The sequence below is a fragment of the Rhodobacter sp. NSM genome, assembly GCF_052244495.1.
Lineage (GTDB): Bacteria > Pseudomonadota > Alphaproteobacteria > Rhodobacterales > Rhodobacteraceae > Cereibacter_A.
Window position 1 is genome coordinate 154,208 of record NZ_JBQPXH010000001.1, and the last position, 16,908, is coordinate 171,115.

A 16,908-nucleotide genomic window follows, 5' to 3' on the forward strand; every position below is an offset into this window, starting at 1 on the left:
GTCGCCCGTAGACCCGGGATCGGATTGCGGATCCTGCCCCGCACTCGTGCCCGCACTGTCAGATGTGCGACGATGGATGCGCCGTGGCCGCCGGCGGTGCCCGTTCCTGTGCGGCGATCATTCGGCGGGCGATTGCTCCACCGGCCGGGCACCGGATTGCGCCGCCTCGTGCAGCTCGCGCATGAGGCGGGCCTGCTCCTCTGCCTTCGGCTTCGACAGGCCGGCGAGAAGGAGATAGGCCACCGGCGTGAGGTAGAGCGTGGCCACTGTGGCGAGCCCGAGGCCCCCCACGATGATCCAGCCCAGCACCTCGCGCGCCTCGGCGCCCGCGCCGAAGGCGAGGACGAGGGGCAGGCCGCCCAGAACCGTCGCGATCATGGTCATCATCACGGGACGCAGGCGGATGGCGCAGGCATCCTCGATGGCGCGCCGCACCCCGTGCCCCTCGTCGCGGAGCTGGTTGGCGAATTCGACGATGAGGATGCCGTTCTTCGCCATGATCCCCACAAGCAGCACGAGGCCGATCTGGCTGTAGACGTTGAGGCTTCCGCCAGTGAGCACCAGCGCGAAGACCGCGCAGGCCAGCCCCAGCGGCACCGTCGCCATGACGATGAAGGCCGAGACGAAGCTCTCGAACTGGGCGGCCAGCACGAGGAGAACGATGACGATGGCGAAGCCGAAGGTGGCCGTGAGGCCGGACGAGGTCTCGCCCAGAGTCGCCGCCTCGGCGAGCGGCTCGATCCGGCTGTCGCCGGGCAGGATGTCGGCGGCAAGGCGCTCCACCTCGTCCAGCGCCTCGCCGAGCGCCATCCCGGGCGTCAGGCCGGCCGTGATCGGCACGGCGCGCAGCTGACCCTCGCGCGACAGTTCCGGCGCGACGGCGCGCTCGGTCAGAGTCACGAAGCTCGAGATCGGCACCATTTTACCGTCGCCCGCCTGCACGAAGATCCGCTCGAGATCGCCCGGATCGTTCACCGGTTCGGTCGTCGACAGCATCTGGATGTCGTAGCTCGAGTCGTCGAGGAAGATCGTCCCCACCGTCCGGCCGTCAAGCACCGCCTGCAGCGCCTCGCCGAGGCCGGTGATCTCGATCCCGAGGTCCGAGGCCCGCGTGCGGTCCACCTCGATGAAGAGCTGGGGCTGCGTCGTCTCGTAGCCGAGGCGCACCTGCCCGAAGGCCGGGTTCTCCTCCATCCGGTCCACGAGTTCCTGCGCGCTTTCGGCGAGGCGGGCGTAGCTGTCGCCGACCACCGCGAAGCTGAGCCCCTGTCCCGCGCCGCGCACGCCGAGCGAGTTCGGCTGGATGGCGAAGGCGCGGATGCCCACGATGCTGCGCAGGCCCCTGTTCAGCTCTTCCGCGATCTCCTGCTGGCTGCGCTCGCGCGCCTCCCACGGGGCGAGGGTCATCACCATGAAGCCGCGGTTGTCGCGACTGCCCGAGCCTGCGATGGCGAAGACGTTGACCACCTCTCCCCTCTCGCGGAAGGGCCGGATCAGGTCCTCGATCTGGCGCATCTTGCGGTCGGTGTATTCGAGGGCGACGCCCTGCGGTGCCTGTACCGACATCAGGATCACCGAGCGGTCCTCGGGCGGCGTCAGTTCCTGCTTCAGCGTGCCGAAGAGGAAGGCAGCGGTAAGCGCAAACGCCCCGGCAAGCGCGAGGATCACGAAGGGGGCGTCGAGTGCCCAGTGCAGCGTCCGCCGGTAGAAGGCCGCGAGCGTCCGGCCGAGCCACACCACCGGGCCGCGGCCTTCCTCGGCACCGCCGCGCAGGAGACGGCTCGCGAGGACGGGGCAGAGGCTCAGGGCCGTGACGGAGGAGAGCAGGACCGAGATCGCTAGGGTGAAGCCGAACTCGCGGAAGAGGCCGCCCGTCTGGCCGGGCAGGAACGAGAGCGGGATGAAGACGGCCGCAAGGGTGGTCGTCGTGGCGATGACCGCGAAGAACACCTGCTGCGTGCCCAGAACCGCCGCCGCGCGCGCGCCCATCCCCTGCGAGCGCCAGCGCACGATGTTCTCCAGCACCACGATCGCATCGTCCACCACCATCCCCGTGGCGAGGACCAGCGCGAGCAGGGTCAGGATGTTGATCGAGAAGCCGACGAGCCAGATCGCGGCCAGGGTGCCGATCAGCGCCACCGGAATGGCGAGCGTCGGGATCAGCGTGGCGCGCATGTCGCGCAGGAAGAGGAAGATGATCGCGACGACGATCAAAGTCGACAGTCCGAGCGCGATCTCGACCTCGTGGATCGCGCCGTTGATGAAGGTGGCGTCGTCCGAGGTCACGAAGATGCGCACGTCGTCGGGCAGGTCGGCCTGCAGGCCCGCCACGATCTCGCGCACCGCCGTCGAGATCTCGAGGGTATTGCTCTGCGCCTGCCGGATGATGCCGAGGCCCACGCCGGTCTGCCCGTTCGCGCGCAGGTAGGAGGCGCCCGGCTCGGGACCGAGCTCGACCGAGGCCACGTCGCCCAGCCTCACGTCCGGCGCGATCTCCAGCGCCTCGAAGGCCTCGGGCGTCGTGACCGTGGCGGTGGTGCGCACCACGAGGCTCTGGCGATCCGAGCTGAGCGATCCCGCAGGCGCGTCATAGGAGACATTGGCGAGCGCGTCCCGCAGATCCGCCAGCGTCAGCCCGCGCGAGGCGAGCAGCATCTGGTCGATGTCCACCCGGAAGATCGGCGCACGGTCGCCGTAGATCTGCAGGTCGGCCACGCCGGGTGCGGCGAGAAGGCGGCTCTCGATCTGGTCCTCGACGAGCTGGGTGAGGTCCTGCGCCGAGCGCCGCGGCGAGGTGACCGCGACGCGCATCACGGCCTCGGAATTCGCATCCGCCTTCACGATCCGGGGCTCTTCCGCATCGTCGGGCAGGTTGTTGCGGATGCGCGAAATCGAGTCGCGCATGTCGCTCGCCGCCACGTCGAGATCGGTGTCGTCGTTGAACTCGACCGTGACCTGGCTGCGCCCGAAGCGAGAGTTCGACGAGATCGACTTGACGCCCGCCACGCGCGAGGCTGCGCCCTCGATCTCGTCCGTCACCTCCTGGTCGATGGTCTCGGACGAGGCACCCTCGAACTCCGTTGTCACGGTGATGACCGGGCTGTCCACGTCGGGCAACTCGCGCACGTCGGCGCCGTAGAGGGCGGCGAGGCCCGCGATCAGGATAAGGGCGTTGAGGACGAAGGCGAGGATCGGCCTGCGGATGAAGAGCGCGGTGTTGGAATGGGCAAGCTCGTGCTCGTCGGGTTCGGGAAGGGTGGACATGGCGTCAGCTCTTCGAGCCGGCGGGGGCGGTTCCGTCCGGCGGCTCGACGATCTCGACGGGGCCGTTGGGCCTGAGGGTCTGCACCCCCTCGATCACCACGAGGTCGTCCGGCCGCAGCGTGGCCTGGATCAGCACGGCATCCGCGTCGCGCTGAAGGATCCGCACCGGCACCCGCTGTGCCCGGCCCTCGCGCACCACCCAGACGAAGGCCCCTTCCGAGCCCCACTGGATCGCGAGCGGATCGACCGCGGGCCGCGGCTCGCCGGGAAGCTCCAGCCGGATCGAGAAGGACATGCCGGCGCGGTGACGGTCATCGGCATTCGGGATGGTGGCGCGGATGCGGAGGGTCCGGCTCGCCTCGTCCACCCGGTTGTCGAGCGCGCTGATCCGGCCCTCCAGCGGGTCCCGGGCGCCCGAGAGCGGCGTCGCGGTCACTCTGTCGCCGATGCCGACCTGACCCACGACCCGCTCGGGGACGCGGAAATCGACGAGGAGGCTCGATCGGTCGTCGAGCTCGGTGATCACGTCGCCGCGGCTGATCTGGTCGCCGACCTCGAATTCGATGATGCCGACCCAGCCGTCGAAAGGCGCGAGCATGCGATGCTGCGAAAGCTCGAACCGTGCCTGCTGCAGCTCGAGTTCGGCGGTTTTGACGGCAAGGAGCGCTTCCTGCCGGGCAAGGTCACTGGTGACGCCCGATCCGGCGAGGCGTTGCGCCCGATCCAGATCCTCGCGGGCATCGGCGAGGATGAGTTCGGCGCGGTCGACCGCGATGCGCGCGGCTTCGCTCTCGAGCGAGGCGATGAGGTCGCCCGCCGAGACGCGGCTGCCCGGACCGACGGCGATCTCCTCGATGCGGCCTTCGACCTCCGGTGCGACGGTCACGGCGCGCACGGCGCGGGCGCTGCCCACGGCCGTCACGATGGCGTTGAGCGCCCGCTCCTCTGCCGGCTGCGCGATCACCCGCGTCGTCGGCGCGCCGCCCGCGCCGCCGGGCCCGGGGGCGGCCAGGGCCTCGGAGTCCTGCGCGACGATGCCCAGGCGCTCCATCGGGCCGAGCAGTCCGACGCGCTCCAGCACCGGCCGCGCCGCGGGCACGTAGAGCACCCAGATGATCAGCACCGCCCCGGCGACTGCCAGAACGAGCAGGCCCTGCTTCACCAGTGACATCGTCTCTCCTCGGTTTCCGCGGTCCTGATACGCCCGAACCGGCCTGTTCCGTCGCTTTCTTCTAGCGCGCCTTGACCGCAGGTCGCGGCGCATCTCTCGCGAAGCCGTGCACATCATGCCACATATTCGTGATCTGCTTTCCGCCTGAACAATGGACATCACACAGCCGTGCGCGGCCAGCGGGAACTTGAAAGCCGGACCGCGCTCCTATCATTCAGACGTGAAGGAGTGCGAGGCCCATGTTCATCGTCAGCCCGTCGACCATCTGGAACCGGAATGCGCTGGAGACCCGGCAGGTGCCCCGGCGGATCTTCGGCCGGGTGACGCTGCTTCCACGGCGGGGCTTTCCCCTGCGGCTGATCTGGCGGATGGTGTTCGAGGCGCAGATGCTGCGGTTCCTCGCCGTGCTCGCGCCCTTCGTGGCCGCCATGCTCGTCTGGCCGCAAAGCGCCATCGCCATCGCGCAGGCCCCGCTCCTGATGATCGTGGCGATCCTGTTCGTGGAGACGAACGTGCTGCGCATCCCCAAGGAGCGGCGTGCGAAGCTGATCGACCAGGCCGAGGCGGATCGCGGGCTCGACCTGCTTCAGGTTCGCGGCCGTGCGATCCTGACGCGCATCGCGGCGCGGCGGCAGCTGAAGACCGGCGTGCTGCATCTGGTGATCGAGCAGTCCGACATGGCCTACATCACGCCGCTGACCTTCGTTTCGGTCCAGTCCGAGGCCGGACCGGAAGTCGTGCGCCTGAGCCGCGAGGAAGAGGCGATGATCCGCAAGGATCTGTTCGGGGCGCCGCTGACCGAGCAGAAGCTGCTGAAGATCAACCTTTTCGAGAACGTGTTCCTGCGCGACGTGACGCTCGACATGCGGGGCGTGTCCGCCCATGCGCGGCTGGCGGCGCTGTCGGGTTGAGCGAACCCCGGCGGCGTCTTCCTCCTTTCCAGGTGCAGAAAGGGTTCGGGTCCGACCTCTGGCAGAGGTGAACGCTCGCGGTCGGCGAGCGAGGCCGTCGGTCGCGGCAGGCGGGGCAGCCAAGGACGGGGCCGACGGAGGTGTTCGGCGGACGAAGCTCGGGATGCGGCCGAAGAGGAGGGGACGGCTGTCATTCAGCGGGCGAGGCTCAGGACGCGGCCGAAGGGCGGGGCGAGGGGCTCGGGGCTGTCGGGCACGGCCCAGATGACGGGAAACCGGCGAGGGGCAGGCCCGAAAGGGCCGTCGAGATCGGTCAGCACGACCGCGATCGAGGGATCGAGTCCTGCGGCCTCCTCCAGAACCGCGACGAAGGAGGTGCCTCCGCCACGCGCCAGCGCCTGCCTTGGCAGCTGGCCCTGCCAGCGCGACGGGTCGAGCTTCAGCCGCGCCTGAACGGTCTCGTCAAAGACAAGCAGGTGGATCTCGGCGGCCGTGCGTCGCGCGATGCCGGCGACCTCGCCCATGAACAGGGCGAGCCGGTCGTCGTCGATGCTCGACGAGGCATCGAGCGCGATCACGATCCGCGGCTCGTGGCTCGCGCGGATCCGGCCGGGCCGGAAGGCGGGGACCGGGCCGCCCGAGGCCAGCGCCTCGGCCTCCATCGCGATCCAGTCGCGCGCGGGGCGGCGGTGGCTTTCGCTCGGGGCTTCGGTCACGGCACGGGTGACGAGGCCGCGAAGCTCGACCTCCCATGTCGTCTCGGGGTGCGGGATGTCGGCGATCCGGTGTCCGAGCAGGCCGATGCCGCGCCCGGCCATGCGCCCCGCCTCGAGCGCGCGGGCCAGATGCTGCCGCCAGTCCGCCTCCTCGCGATCCTCGGCGGCACCGCCCGCCTTCGGGTGCAGGTCGCGGCCGGTCATCCGGTCCTCGGCATGGCTGCGCGCCTTCTCGGCGGCCGAGCGTCCCTTGCCGCCTGCCTTCATCAGCCGGATGTAGAGCCGGTCGGCATCCCATTCCGCCAGCGCCTCGCGCGCGCTCGGGCTCTGACCCGTGGCGGCCATCAGCACGCCGGTCAGGGTGAGCGCGGGGCGGGGCAGGGCGTAGCCGGCGAGCAGCAGGCTTTCGTTGACGATGGCATCCGCCGCGATGTTGTAGATCTCCGGGTCGAAACGATCGCCGAAGCGGGCCTGCATCGCCGCCATCCGCTGCGTGTGCCGCAGCGCCACATGCAGGATGTGATGGGCGGCCACGCCCATCTGCTCGTGCCGCGGCAGGGCCTCGAAGGCCGGCGAGTAATGGATCGTCGTGCCCTCTGTCGCGGCCGGCGGCCCGTCCTCGCGGTCGCGGTGCTCGCACCAGAGCGCGAGCGCCGCCATCGCCGGATCGGCTTCGCCGAGGGCGCGAAGCGCGACGCTTGCCCGCGCGCTGTGCCGGGTCATTCCAGCCCCGCCGCCCGCCGCTCGGCGGCATAGGCCTGGTAGGCGCGGGACTGCAGGAAGACATGCTGCCAGCCGTTGTCCAGCGCCTTCTGGATCAGGATCTCGAAGCCATAGCCCGAGAGCTCGGCCAGTGGCATCCGCAGGAAGACCTCCTCGTCGCGACGGCGGCCGAGATGGCGGATCTCGGCCATGATCTCGATGATCTCGGGCAGGGTCTGCGCATCGGCCATCGCCACCAGCCCGTAGATGAGCGCCGTCAGCCCGTGCATCGTGGCGGGGTAGAGCCGCGTCCGCGCGCTGTCGCGGGCGGCGAGAAGCTCGGTGACCTGGACCGTTGCCGCGATGTCGTCGGCGATCAGCGCGAATTCGGCCGCCGCCGCCTCGCCCACCGTTCCCGCGACCATGACGTCGCGCATCCGCCGGTCGGACACCTGCTGCAGGATCGTCGAGACCCGCGCCCAGCTGCGCGGCGTGCAGGCGATCATCTGGCCGCGGCGCAGCGCCTCCTCGGTGGTCTCGAGAAGGTCGGGGCGGGTGCGGATGAAGGCGATCACCGTCGGATGGAGGCCCTGCGGCAGCGCATAGCGCAGCAGCCAGTCGGGCGCGTCCGCACGCAGGTTCAGGTGGATCAGCCGGTCCGAGAGCGCGGTGCCCATCTCGTAGGCCACGGCGCCGTCCTCGACACGGTTGCCCGCGGCGACGATGAAGGCCGAGGGCGGCAGCCGGTGGCGGCCCACGCGCCGCTCCTGCAGGAGGCCGTAAACCGTCGGCTGCAGGTTCGGAGCGGCTGCGGTCAGCTCGTCAAGGAAGAGGATCGCCGGACGTTCCGGATCGTCGGGCAGGTCCTCGGGCCGGTACCAGACGGTCTTCTGGCTGGCATGATCGTAATAGGGCAGGCCGCGCAGGTCCTGCGGCTCGATCGTGGTCAGCCGCAGATCGAAGAGCATCGAGCCGGTGCGTTCGGCCAGTTGCTGCACGATCTCGGTCTTGCCGATGCCGGGGCGGCCGTGGAGCATCCACGAGACCATCATCCCTCCGGATCGCTGCGCCTCCCACCCGTGAAGCAGCACCTCGAAGGCCTCGCCGGTCGAGACCGGCATCGTGTTCACGCCCATTACCCAGCTCCGCAACCCGCGGGCTGATGTTAGAGGCGGCGGGCCGGGGGGCAAGCCCCGGAAACGCGGGCTTGATCCATCTGGACCGCGGCGACCGGAAGCGCGAGGGGCGGCGCCATCGGGCTTCGGGCAGCCGGAACCTTCATCCGTCCGCCGGTGCGCATCTGACGGTCGGACCGCAGGAAGCGCCGGGGCGTCTTGTCCCGGCAAGGCCCTCCGTCGGCGGGGCGGCACGAGCGGATTGCCGTGTCCCGGCAATCCCTTGCCAGCCATCCCGCATCCATGGGCGCCGCCGCTCAGGAGCGGCACCCGCTGCGTCGTCAGTCGACGGCCGCGAAGACCATCACGCTCTGCCAGCCCACCGCGATCGTTCCCTCGGCCGTCTCGTCGCAGGCGATCCGATCACGCGAGGTGTCGATCTTCAGCCGCCATTCCCCCTCGGGCAGGGCGAACTCCCCGTCGTCACCGCCGTTGAGCAGGATCAGAAGGTCGCGCCCCTTCGGCAGGTCGAGCCGCAGCGCAAAAAGCCTCAGATCGCCGTCGTTCCAGTCGCCTTCCGTCATCTCGCGCCCCGCGGGATGGAACCAGCTTGCCACCGGCGTGTCGTGCTGCACCGCCTCGGGTCCCACGGCGAAGCGGGCCCGCGCGAGACCGCCCTCGGCCCGGCGGAACTCGGCGAGGTCGGCGACCGCCTGGATCAGGTCTTCGCGGGCGTTCTCCCAGTCGAGCCAGGCGATCTCGTTGTCCTGGCAATAGGCGTTGTTGTTGCCGTGCTGGCTCTGGCCGAACTCGTCGCCCGCGAGGATCATGGGCACGCCCTGCGAGACGAAGACGGTGGCCAGCATCGCCTTCACCCGGCGCAGCCGCGCCTCGAGGATGCCGGGGTCGTCCGTCGGCCCCTCGGCGCCAAGATTGTGCGACAGGTTGTGCGAGTGGCCGTCGCGGTTGTCCTCGCCGTTCGCCTCGTTGTGCTTGTCGTCGTAGGAAACGAGGTCCCAGGCGGTGAAACCGTCATGGGCCGCGATGAAATTGACCGAGGAGGTCGCAGGCCGGTGCGAATGCGAGAACTGGACCGGCGAGCCGAGGAGCCGCTGGGATATGTCGCCCACCAGGCCGGTATCGCGCCGCCAGAACGCGCGCACATCGTCGCGCGCCTTGTCGTTCCACTCGCGGAACGGCCAGGGGAAGCCGCCGACCTGATAGCCGCCCTCGCCGATGTCCCATGGCTCGGCGATGAGCTTCACCGTGGAGAGCACCGGATCCTGCCGGATCGCGGCGAAGAAGGTGCCCTCGCGCTCGAACCCCAGCACCTCGCGCCCGAGCGTCGAGGCGAGGTCGAAGCGGAAGCCGTCGACATGCATGACCTCGACCCAGTAGCGCAGGGAGTCCAGCACCATGCGCAGCACCATCGGATGCGCCACATTCAGCGTGTTGCCGGTGCCGGTGGTGTCGAAGGAGTGGCGTTTCGCCTCGGGCGAGAGCAGGTAGTAGGACACGTTGTCGATGCCGCGGAACGAGAGGGTGGGGCCCTTCTCGTTGCCCTCGCAGGTGTGGTTGTAGACCACGTCGAGGATCACCTCGATGCCGGCGTCGTGGAACCGCTTGATCGCCTGCTTTACCTCGCGCATCGAGCCGGACTTGGTATAGGGCCGGTAGGGGGCGAAGAAGGACAGGGTATTGTAGCCCCAGTAGTTCGAAAGCCCCTTCTCGATCAGGTGCTGGTCGTTGAGAAAGCCATGGATCGGCAGGAGCTCGATCGACGTCACGCCGATCGACTTCAGATGGTCGATCACGGCGGGCGAGGCGAGGCCCTTGAAGGTGCCGCGGTCGCCTTCGGGCACGCCCGGATGACGCATGCTCAGGCCCTTCACATGCGCCTCATAGATAACCGTCTCTTCCCACCGGTGGCGGAGCGCCTTGTCTGCCTCCCAGTCGAAGGCGGGATCGACCACGACCGCCTTCGGCACGAAGGAGGCGCTGTCCCGAGGGTCGAGCTCGCGGTCGTCGCCGCCCACGGGATAACCGAAGAGCGCGTCGTTCCAGATCAGGTCGCCCTTCAACTCGCGGGCATAGGGGTCGATCAGCAGCTTGTTGGCGTTGAACCGGTGCCCGTCCTCGGGCGCGTGGGGACCGTGCACGCGGTAGCCGTAGACCTGTCCTTCCCGGATGCCGGGAAGATAGCCGTACCAGATCCCGCCCTCGTAGGACGGAAGGTCGAGGCAGTGCGTCTGGGTCTTGCCGTCCTCGTCGAAGAGGCAGAGCTCCACTCGAGTCGCATTCTCGGAGAAGAGGGCGAAGTTCGTGCCTTCTCCGTCATAGTCGGCGCCGAGCCGGTTCGGATGGGCCGAGGATATGTCGAACTTGAGCGGCGGCGCGGGGCGGGCGGAACGCTTCATGCCGAGCGGCCCATGCGCGTGGCGGAAAGGGGCGCGAAGGCGCGGCCGCGGTCGGCGGCCCGGCGGGCGAGCATCTGCGTGGTCACCAGGACCGTTCCCTCCTCGCTGCGCCGGAACCAGCGGGCGTCCTCGTCCGGGTCCTCGCCGATCACCAGGCCCGATGGGACCGACGTGCCCGGAGCGACGATGGCGCGGGTGAGCCGCACGCCGGGGGCCACGCGTGCACCCGGCAGAAGCACGCTCTCGTCCAGCATGCACCAGCGTCCGGGCGTGCCGGCACCGAGCCGGGGGGCATGGAGCGAGATGCCTCCGGTCTGCATCCGGAAGGCGAACTGCACGAGTTCGCCGGAGGCGGCCTTCATCTCGTGCTCGCTGGCAGCCACCTGAGGCGGCAGGGTGCAGGGCGGCTCGCCGCGCGTGAAATCGAGCTGCGCGCGGCGATAGGCATCCAGCGTGCCGACGTCGCGCCAGTAGAAGCCGTCGCCAGGAACGCGATAGGCCTGCGCCTCGCCCAGAGCCACCGCGAGCGGCAGGATGTCGTTCCCGAAATCCTGCGTCGCGCCCGGAACCATGCGCAGGACCGACGCCAGCCAGTCGAAGTCGAAGACATAGATGCCCATGCTGACCATGGCCCTGCCCGGAAGCGCGGGGTCCGGCGGCACATGGTCGGGCTTCTCGAGGAAGCTCTCGATCCGTCCGCCTTCGTCGGTGCGGACGACGCCGAAGGCGCGGGCACGGTCCCTCGGGACCGTATCGACCGCCACGGTCGCGGAGGCCCCGGACGCGCGATGGGCGGCCACCAGCGCCGCGTAGTCCATTTCGTAGACATGGTCGGCCGCAAGCACCACGAGTTCGCGCGCACCCGCGGACCTGAGTTCGGCAAGGTTTGCGGTCACGGCTGCGGCGGTTCCCCCGTATCCTTCAGGTGTGCCGGTGACGGACGGTCCCTCGCGCAGCATGAGCCCGCCTGCCGGGAATCGCGGGGCCCAGAAGCTCTCGAGGTGACGGGCCAGCGACGTCGGGCGATATTGTGTCGCGACGATCATCCGGGTCAGTCCCGAGCGGACCACGTTCGCGATCGTGAAATCCACGATCCGCCGCGACCCGGCGAAGGGCAGGGCGGGCTTGCACTGGCTTGCGGTCAGCTCATGCAGGCGGGAGCCGCGGCCTCCCGCGAGGAGCACCGTGAAGGTGTCGGAAAGGTCCGGCTCGCAGGCATGGCTCATTGGGTTCGTATCCGGTTTTCAGGGAAGTTGCGCGCTTCAACCGGCCGCAGCGGGGGGCGGTTCCGCCGATGCAGGAAAATTCGCATGCGATCCGGCGCCTGTCGGCACGGATTGCAGTGCCCGGGCCGAAAGTGCTCGGGAAAATGAAGAACCTGCCCACTGGCCAGGTTCCGGGGAACCGGATCCCGGCCCGGACCGTTCGCTCGCGTCATCAGGCTACTTGCGAGACGGTTGGGGTGCGAAAGTTCAGGGAAATCCAGATCCGGTTCCGCAGGACCATTCCTGTGGCGCCGGACAGGGCGCGCACCCGCGGATCCTGTGGCGCCGTTCGGTCCGCAGGTGCGCTCCGGCACCTGCCGGACGACGACGGGGAGCCGCGATCTTCGATCAGGCGGGCTGACGAGGGACGCTTCGGCCCGCCGTCCCGGACATTCCGGCTAGGACCGCCGCTCCCATGCGCGGACGAGAGCGGCCGCGACCTCGGCCAGCTGGCGGCGCGTATCCATCTCGAGGCGTGCGGCGACGGCACCGATCCTCGCCAGATCGCGGCTGAGGGCACCGGCATGACCGGCAGCCGCCGCTGGCCGGTCGCCCCCGAGGCCATCCAGCTCGAACTGCGAGCCGAGGAAATAGTCCGGAGCACCCGGTCGGCCGCCGACGGGGTGGAGGAAGAGCAGGTTGTCGAACGGCTCTCCGTTGGAGCGGTAGTTGCGCAGCACCACCTGCACCTCGTTGCCCTGCGCAAGGGCGTCGCGGATGTCGGCGCGCGCCTGCTCGTTCTCGCCCTCGCGCTGCAGAAACCGGCAGTTCAAACCGAGGATGCGCCCCTCGCTGTAGCCGGTCATGCGCAGGAAGGGCGGATTGGCCAGCACGAGGGGCTGCTCGGGAAGGGACATGTCCGCCAGTGTCAGTGCGACACCCGAACGATCGAAGACCCCGCGGATCTTCTCGAACTGTTTCTGGTCCATACCCCCTCGCGTCCTGTGCCGCCGGAGCGTATGCGTCGGCTTGTCGCAGTTCCAGACGAAAGTTGACGATATGACGGAAATGCTTTCCGCCGCCGAATCCCGCGCCGGCGGCGATCTGATCCTCCTCGGGATAGGGGCCTCGGCGGGGGGACTTGAGGCGTTCCAGAGCCTCCTTGGCGCGCTGCGCCCGACGGATCGCTTCGCGCTCGTGCTCGTCCAGCACCTCGATCCCGAGCATGAGAGCCTTCTGCCCGAACTCCTGTCGAAGCGCACGCGGCTTCCCGTTCAGGCCATCACCGACGGCATGCAGATCGAGGGCGGGAACGTCTACCTCATCCCGCCGGCCTACAGCCTCGACATCAGGGGACGGACCCTGAGGCTGGTGCCCTTCGAGGCGCCGCGCGGGCTTCGCCGTCCGATCGACAGCTTCCTGCACGCGCTTGCGCGTGAACATGGCGCGCGGTCCGCGGGCGTGATCCTCTCGGGCACCGGATCGGATGGGTCGAACGGGGTTCGCGCGATCAAGGAGGCGGGCGGGCTCGTCTTCGCGCAGGATCCGAAGGATGCGCGGTACGACGGCATGCCCCGCTCGGCGATCGGCACCGGCGCCGTCGACCTCGTCCTGCCGGCGTCCGAGATGGTCGGCGTGCTGCGCGACTTCCACAACCGCGCGTCCGGCATCGCCCCTACTGTCGAGAGCGACGCGGAATTCATCGAGAAGGTGGTGCGCAACGTCCGCTACCGCACCGGCCACGACTTCTCGGGCTACAAGAGCGGCACCCTGCACCGCCGGATCACGCTGCGCATGTCGGTTCTCGGGCTTGACGAGCCGGGAGATTACCTGCGCGAGCTGGTCCAGAACCGCAGCGAGGCCGACCGGCTGTTCCGCGACCTCTTGATCAACGTGACCAGCTTCTTCCGGGACCCGGGCGCCTTCGAGGCCCTGGCGCGGATCGCGGTCCCGGCCATTCTGGAAAACAAGAGCCGGGGGGACGAGGTGCGCATCTGGGTGCCCGGCTGCTCGACGGGACAGGAAGCTTACACCGTCGCCATGGTCATGGCCGATGCGATGGCGCGGCTCGACGTCCGGGCGCGGCTTTGCGTCTTCGGCACCGACATCGACGAGGAGGCGCTGGCGGTCGCCCGGCGCGCGCAGTATCCGAATTCCATCGTCTCCGAGATTCCGCCCGAGTTTCTTGAACGCTACTTCAGCCCGACGCGGAACGGGTTCGAGGTGCGCGGCGAGCTGCGCGACGTCGTTCGCTTCTCGTCCCAGAGCCTCGTCAAGGATCCGCCGTTCTCGCGGCTCGACCTCGTCACCTGCCGAAACCTGCTGATCTACTTCAACCATGGCCTGCAGGAACTGGCGCAGCGCGTGTTCCACTACGCCCTGCGACCCGGCGGCTACCTGATGCTCGGCCCGTCCGAGACGGCTAAGGTCGAGGGCGAGCCCTTCATCGACGTCGTGCCCGAGCACCGCATCTACCGGCGCAACGAGGCCGTGGCGCGGTCGCCGGACCTGCCGCGCGGCTTCCGGCGCATCCCCGTCGGCGGCGAGCCGGCGCACGACGCGATGCCCGAGCAGGTCTTCGGCATCCCCTACGCGGCGGCCGAAGCCCTCCTGTCGCGCCATGTGCCCTCCTTCCTGCTCGTCGGCCCGCAGGACGAGGTGACGCGCGTCGGTCCGGGGGCGGAGCGCTACGTCCGCCTCAACCCGGGCACGGCGTCGCTCGGCATCCGTTCGATCATCCTCGCCGAGCTGGAGCAGCCGCTGAAGCGGCTGTTGACGGCCTGCGCCATCGCCGGCGGCGGCTATCGTCAGACCCGCGTCGAGCTGGGCGAGGCGGACGAGGTCCAGGACGTCACCATCGGCTGCGAGACGCTTCCCGACGGCTCGCGGCTCGTCACGTTCGGAACCTCTGCGGCGCCGGCCGAGCCCGACAGCCGGATCGTGCTCGACGAAGCCTATGTGAGCCAGCTCGAGGACGAGCTGGAGGAGGCGCGCCGGATGGTGCGCACCACGGTGGAGGAACTCGAGACCTCGAACGAGGAGCTCAAGAGCTCCAACGAGGAAATGATGTCGATGAACGAGGAGCTTCAGTCGGCGAACGAGGAGTTGTCGACCACCAACGAGGAGTTGCAGACCAAGCTGGCCGAACTGGCCGGAGCCAATGCCGACCTCGCGAACTTCATGTCCTCGACCCAGATCGCGACGGTCTTCCTCGACCGGGACCTGCGGCTGAGGAACTTCACCCCCGAGGCCGCCACCTGGTTCCGCTTCGTGGAACAGGACCGCGGGCGCGAGATCACCGACATCGGCGCCCGGCTGGACATGAGGGTCGTGGCCGAAGTCAGCGCGCGCGTCGCGAATGGCGGAGAGGCGGAAGAGGTGGGCATGGTGTCGACGGACGGGAAGGCCGAGGTGATCGTGCGCTTTGCCCCCTACCGCAGCGGCGCGACCGACCGGGGCGGAGTGGTCTTTTCTGTCTTCGACGTGACCGCCGTCACCCGATATGCGCGCGCGGCCGAGGAGGCTTCTGCCCAGGCGCGCGCCAGCGCCGAGGAGATCGAGGAGCTTTACCTCGGCAGTCCCGGCGCCATGGGCCTCGTCGACCGCGACTTCCGCTATCTGCGCGCCAATCCGAAGATGATCGAGTTCAGCGGCTTGTCTGCCGGCAGCATCATCGGCCGTTCGATCTCCGAGGTGCACGCGGATGTCGCCGGAAGGATGGTGGCTTCGGTTCGCAAGGTCTTCGAGACGGGCGAGCCGGTTCTGAGGCAGGTGCTGCGCGGAAGCACGACCGCAGAACCCGAGGTGCCGCGCGTCTGGGAGGTGGACTGGTATCCCGTGCATCGCTCGGACGGTGTCCGCGCCGTCGGCTTCAACGTGACCGACGTCACACGCCTGCTGGAACTGCAGGCCGACCTGCGGCGCATCATGCGCGAGTTGCAGCACCGGGTGAAGAACATGCTCTCGAACGTGATCGCGCTGGTGAACCGCGCACGGCGCGAGCAGGGCGAGCCGCCGGAGATCCTGGACACTCTGGCGCAGCGCATCCGGGCGCTGGCGAACACCCACAACCTGCTGACCTCCGAGAACTGGGCCTCGACGGCGCTGCGCGACATTCTCGCCCTCGAACTGTTGAACGTCTACGGCGAGGAGAGGGTGACGCTGCGCGGTCCCGACATGCGTCTCAACGCCCGTGCCACCCTGAGCCTCGGGATGGTCGTTCACGAGCTTGCGACCAACGCCTCGAAATACGGGGCCTTCTCGCGCCCCGAGGGTCGAGTGTCCGTCCGCTGGTCCCGCGTGGATGAGGGTGAGGGCGAGGAATTCCGGCTGGTGTGGCAGGAGAGCGGCGGTCCGCCGGTAAATTCGCCGTCCCGGGAAGGATTCGGCACGCAACTCATGCGCTCCATGGTAGAGGGCTCCTTCTACGGCAGCATCCACAGTCACTGGGAACCGGCTGGACTGCGTCTCGTTGTGGCCCTGCCCTGGAATGCAGCAACCGAAGTGGACTATGACAGTGACCTGGACCCCCTCCGCCATGCGGATCCTCTACCTTGAAGACGAGGCCATCATTGCGATGGAAACGGTGGAGACGCTGCGAGAGATGGGGTTCGAGTTGATCGACATGGCCTATTCGTTGCCCGCGGCCGAGCGTTTCGTGGCCGAGGCCAAGCCCGACATCGCCCTGCTCGACGTGAACCTGAGCCACGGGCGGACGTCGTTCGACCTCGGCAGCCGCCTTCTGGGAGAGGGAGTGCCGGTGGTCTTTGCCACCGGCTACGCCAGTTCGAGCCTGCCGGCGGATCCGCGGGCGACGGTGATCGAGAAGCCGGTGACGCCGGGTGCGCTGGAACGTGCGCTGAGCGCGGCTGCCGGCTGCCCCTGAAGATCGACGCCGCGGGAACAAGCCGCGGGGCATGACGTTGACCTTGAATGGCGGGAGTACCCGCTGCATCGGAGGAGACGCCATGTCGAGCGAGACCCTGACCTTTAGCCTTCTTGCAGCCACCGTGACGCTGGTGCTGATGGCGGTTGCCGCCTCGCGCCGGTCTGCCCGTCTCGCGCCTGCGACCGTACGGGCCCGCAAGCGGAGCCGCTGATGGATCGCCTGAGCATCATCCTCACGCTGATGACGGGGGCCGTCATCACCGGCGGCCTCGTCATCCTGTTCTTCAGCTTCGGCTGGTATGGGTGGATGCCCATCGCGATCAGCGCCGTGATCGGCATCGTGCTTTGCTGGCCCGCTGGCTGGATGATCTCGCGCCGGATCAAGCGCGAGGATCCTCAATGGGACGAAACGCGTGTCGAGCGTGTCAACAACCCGATCCCCAAGCCGGACGCTCCCGAGGTCTGACGTCTCCCTTGTGAGAGAAGCACCTTCGCGGCCCATGACGCGGCGACAGGAGCG

At 68.9% G+C, this 16,908-nt stretch carries 12 protein-coding genes; 5 read left to right on the top strand and 7 right to left on the bottom strand.

Annotated elements, in window-relative coordinates:
• Window positions 1-117: 117 nt before the first annotated feature.
• Together ACTVZP_RS00710 and ACTVZP_RS00715 are read right to left on the bottom strand one after the other, a co-directional pair.
• Complete coding sequence (locus ACTVZP_RS00710; RefSeq protein ID WP_443210148.1) at window positions 118-3,264, bottom strand: efflux RND transporter permease subunit; 3,147 nt, start codon at window positions 3,262-3,264, stop codon at window positions 118-120.
• Between the two features lie 4 nt (window positions 3,265-3,268).
• Entirely contained in the window at window positions 3,269-4,435 is a 1,167-nt protein-coding gene (locus tag ACTVZP_RS00715) for an efflux RND transporter periplasmic adaptor subunit (RefSeq protein ID WP_443210149.1), read from the bottom strand.
• Window positions 4,436-4,674: 239 nt separating this feature from the next.
• On the opposite strand from ACTVZP_RS00715, the gene ACTVZP_RS00720 reads away from it, so the two are divergent.
• A complete protein-coding gene (locus ACTVZP_RS00720; RefSeq protein ID WP_443210150.1) occupies window positions 4,675-5,346 on the top strand; it encodes a hypothetical protein in 672 nt (223 codons plus the stop codon).
• 194 nt (window positions 5,347-5,540) lie between these two features.
• On the opposite strand, the gene ACTVZP_RS00725 is transcribed toward ACTVZP_RS00720, so the two are convergent.
• From ACTVZP_RS00725 to ACTVZP_RS00745, 5 genes are all read right to left on the bottom strand, one after another.
• A complete protein-coding gene (locus tag ACTVZP_RS00725) occupies window positions 5,541-6,785 on the bottom strand; it encodes a vWA domain-containing protein (RefSeq protein ID WP_443210151.1) in 1,245 nt (414 codons plus the stop codon).
• Window positions 6,782-7,900 carry an AAA family ATPase gene (locus ACTVZP_RS00730; RefSeq protein ID WP_443210152.1) on the bottom strand — a complete coding sequence of 373 codons (1,119 nt, stop codon included), beginning with the start codon at window positions 7,898-7,900 and terminating at the stop codon, window positions 6,782-6,784. The genes ACTVZP_RS00725 and ACTVZP_RS00730 overlap by 4 nt, the downstream gene beginning before the upstream one ends.
• 320 nt (window positions 7,901-8,220) lie before the next feature.
• A complete protein-coding gene (gene glgX / locus ACTVZP_RS00735) occupies window positions 8,221-10,296 on the bottom strand; it encodes a glycogen debranching protein GlgX (RefSeq protein WP_443210153.1) in 2,076 nt (691 codons plus the stop codon).
• Entirely contained in the window at window positions 10,293-11,522 is a 1,230-nt protein-coding gene (locus ACTVZP_RS00740; RefSeq protein WP_443210154.1) for a sugar phosphate nucleotidyltransferase, read from the bottom strand. The genes glgX and ACTVZP_RS00740 overlap by 4 nt, the downstream gene beginning before the upstream one ends.
• Window positions 11,523-11,959: 437 nt before the next feature.
• Window positions 11,960-12,490, bottom strand: coding sequence for a PAS domain-containing protein (locus tag ACTVZP_RS00745; RefSeq protein WP_443210155.1), 531 nt, complete (start codon window positions 12,488-12,490; stop codon window positions 11,960-11,962).
• A gap of 79 nt (window positions 12,491-12,569) precedes the next feature.
• Here ACTVZP_RS00745 and ACTVZP_RS00750 point away from each other — a divergent pair, with 79 nt between their 5' ends.
• The 4 genes from ACTVZP_RS00750 (at window position 12,570) to ACTVZP_RS00765 (ending at window position 16,854) form a co-directional block, all read left to right on the top strand.
• Window positions 12,570-16,058 carry a chemotaxis protein CheB gene (locus tag ACTVZP_RS00750; RefSeq protein ID WP_443210156.1) on the top strand — a complete coding sequence of 1,163 codons (3,489 nt, stop codon included), beginning with the start codon at window positions 12,570-12,572 and terminating at the stop codon, window positions 16,056-16,058.
• Window positions 16,012-16,386, top strand: a complete 375-nt coding sequence (locus tag ACTVZP_RS00755; protein WP_443210157.1) for a response regulator — start codon at window positions 16,012-16,014, stop codon at window positions 16,384-16,386. The genes ACTVZP_RS00750 and ACTVZP_RS00755 overlap by 47 nt, the downstream gene beginning before the upstream one ends.
• Window positions 16,387-16,468: 82 nt before the next feature.
• Window positions 16,469-16,600: a hypothetical protein gene (locus ACTVZP_RS00760; protein WP_443210158.1), complete on the top strand. Its 132-nt coding sequence runs from the start codon at window positions 16,469-16,471 to the stop codon at window positions 16,598-16,600.
• Window positions 16,600-16,854 (top strand): hypothetical protein, encoded by a 255-nt coding sequence (locus tag ACTVZP_RS00765; RefSeq protein ID WP_443210159.1) that lies wholly within the window; start codon window positions 16,600-16,602, stop codon window positions 16,852-16,854. The genes ACTVZP_RS00760 and ACTVZP_RS00765 overlap by 1 nt, the downstream gene beginning before the upstream one ends.
• The last annotated feature ends 54 nt before the right edge of the window (window positions 16,855-16,908 follow it).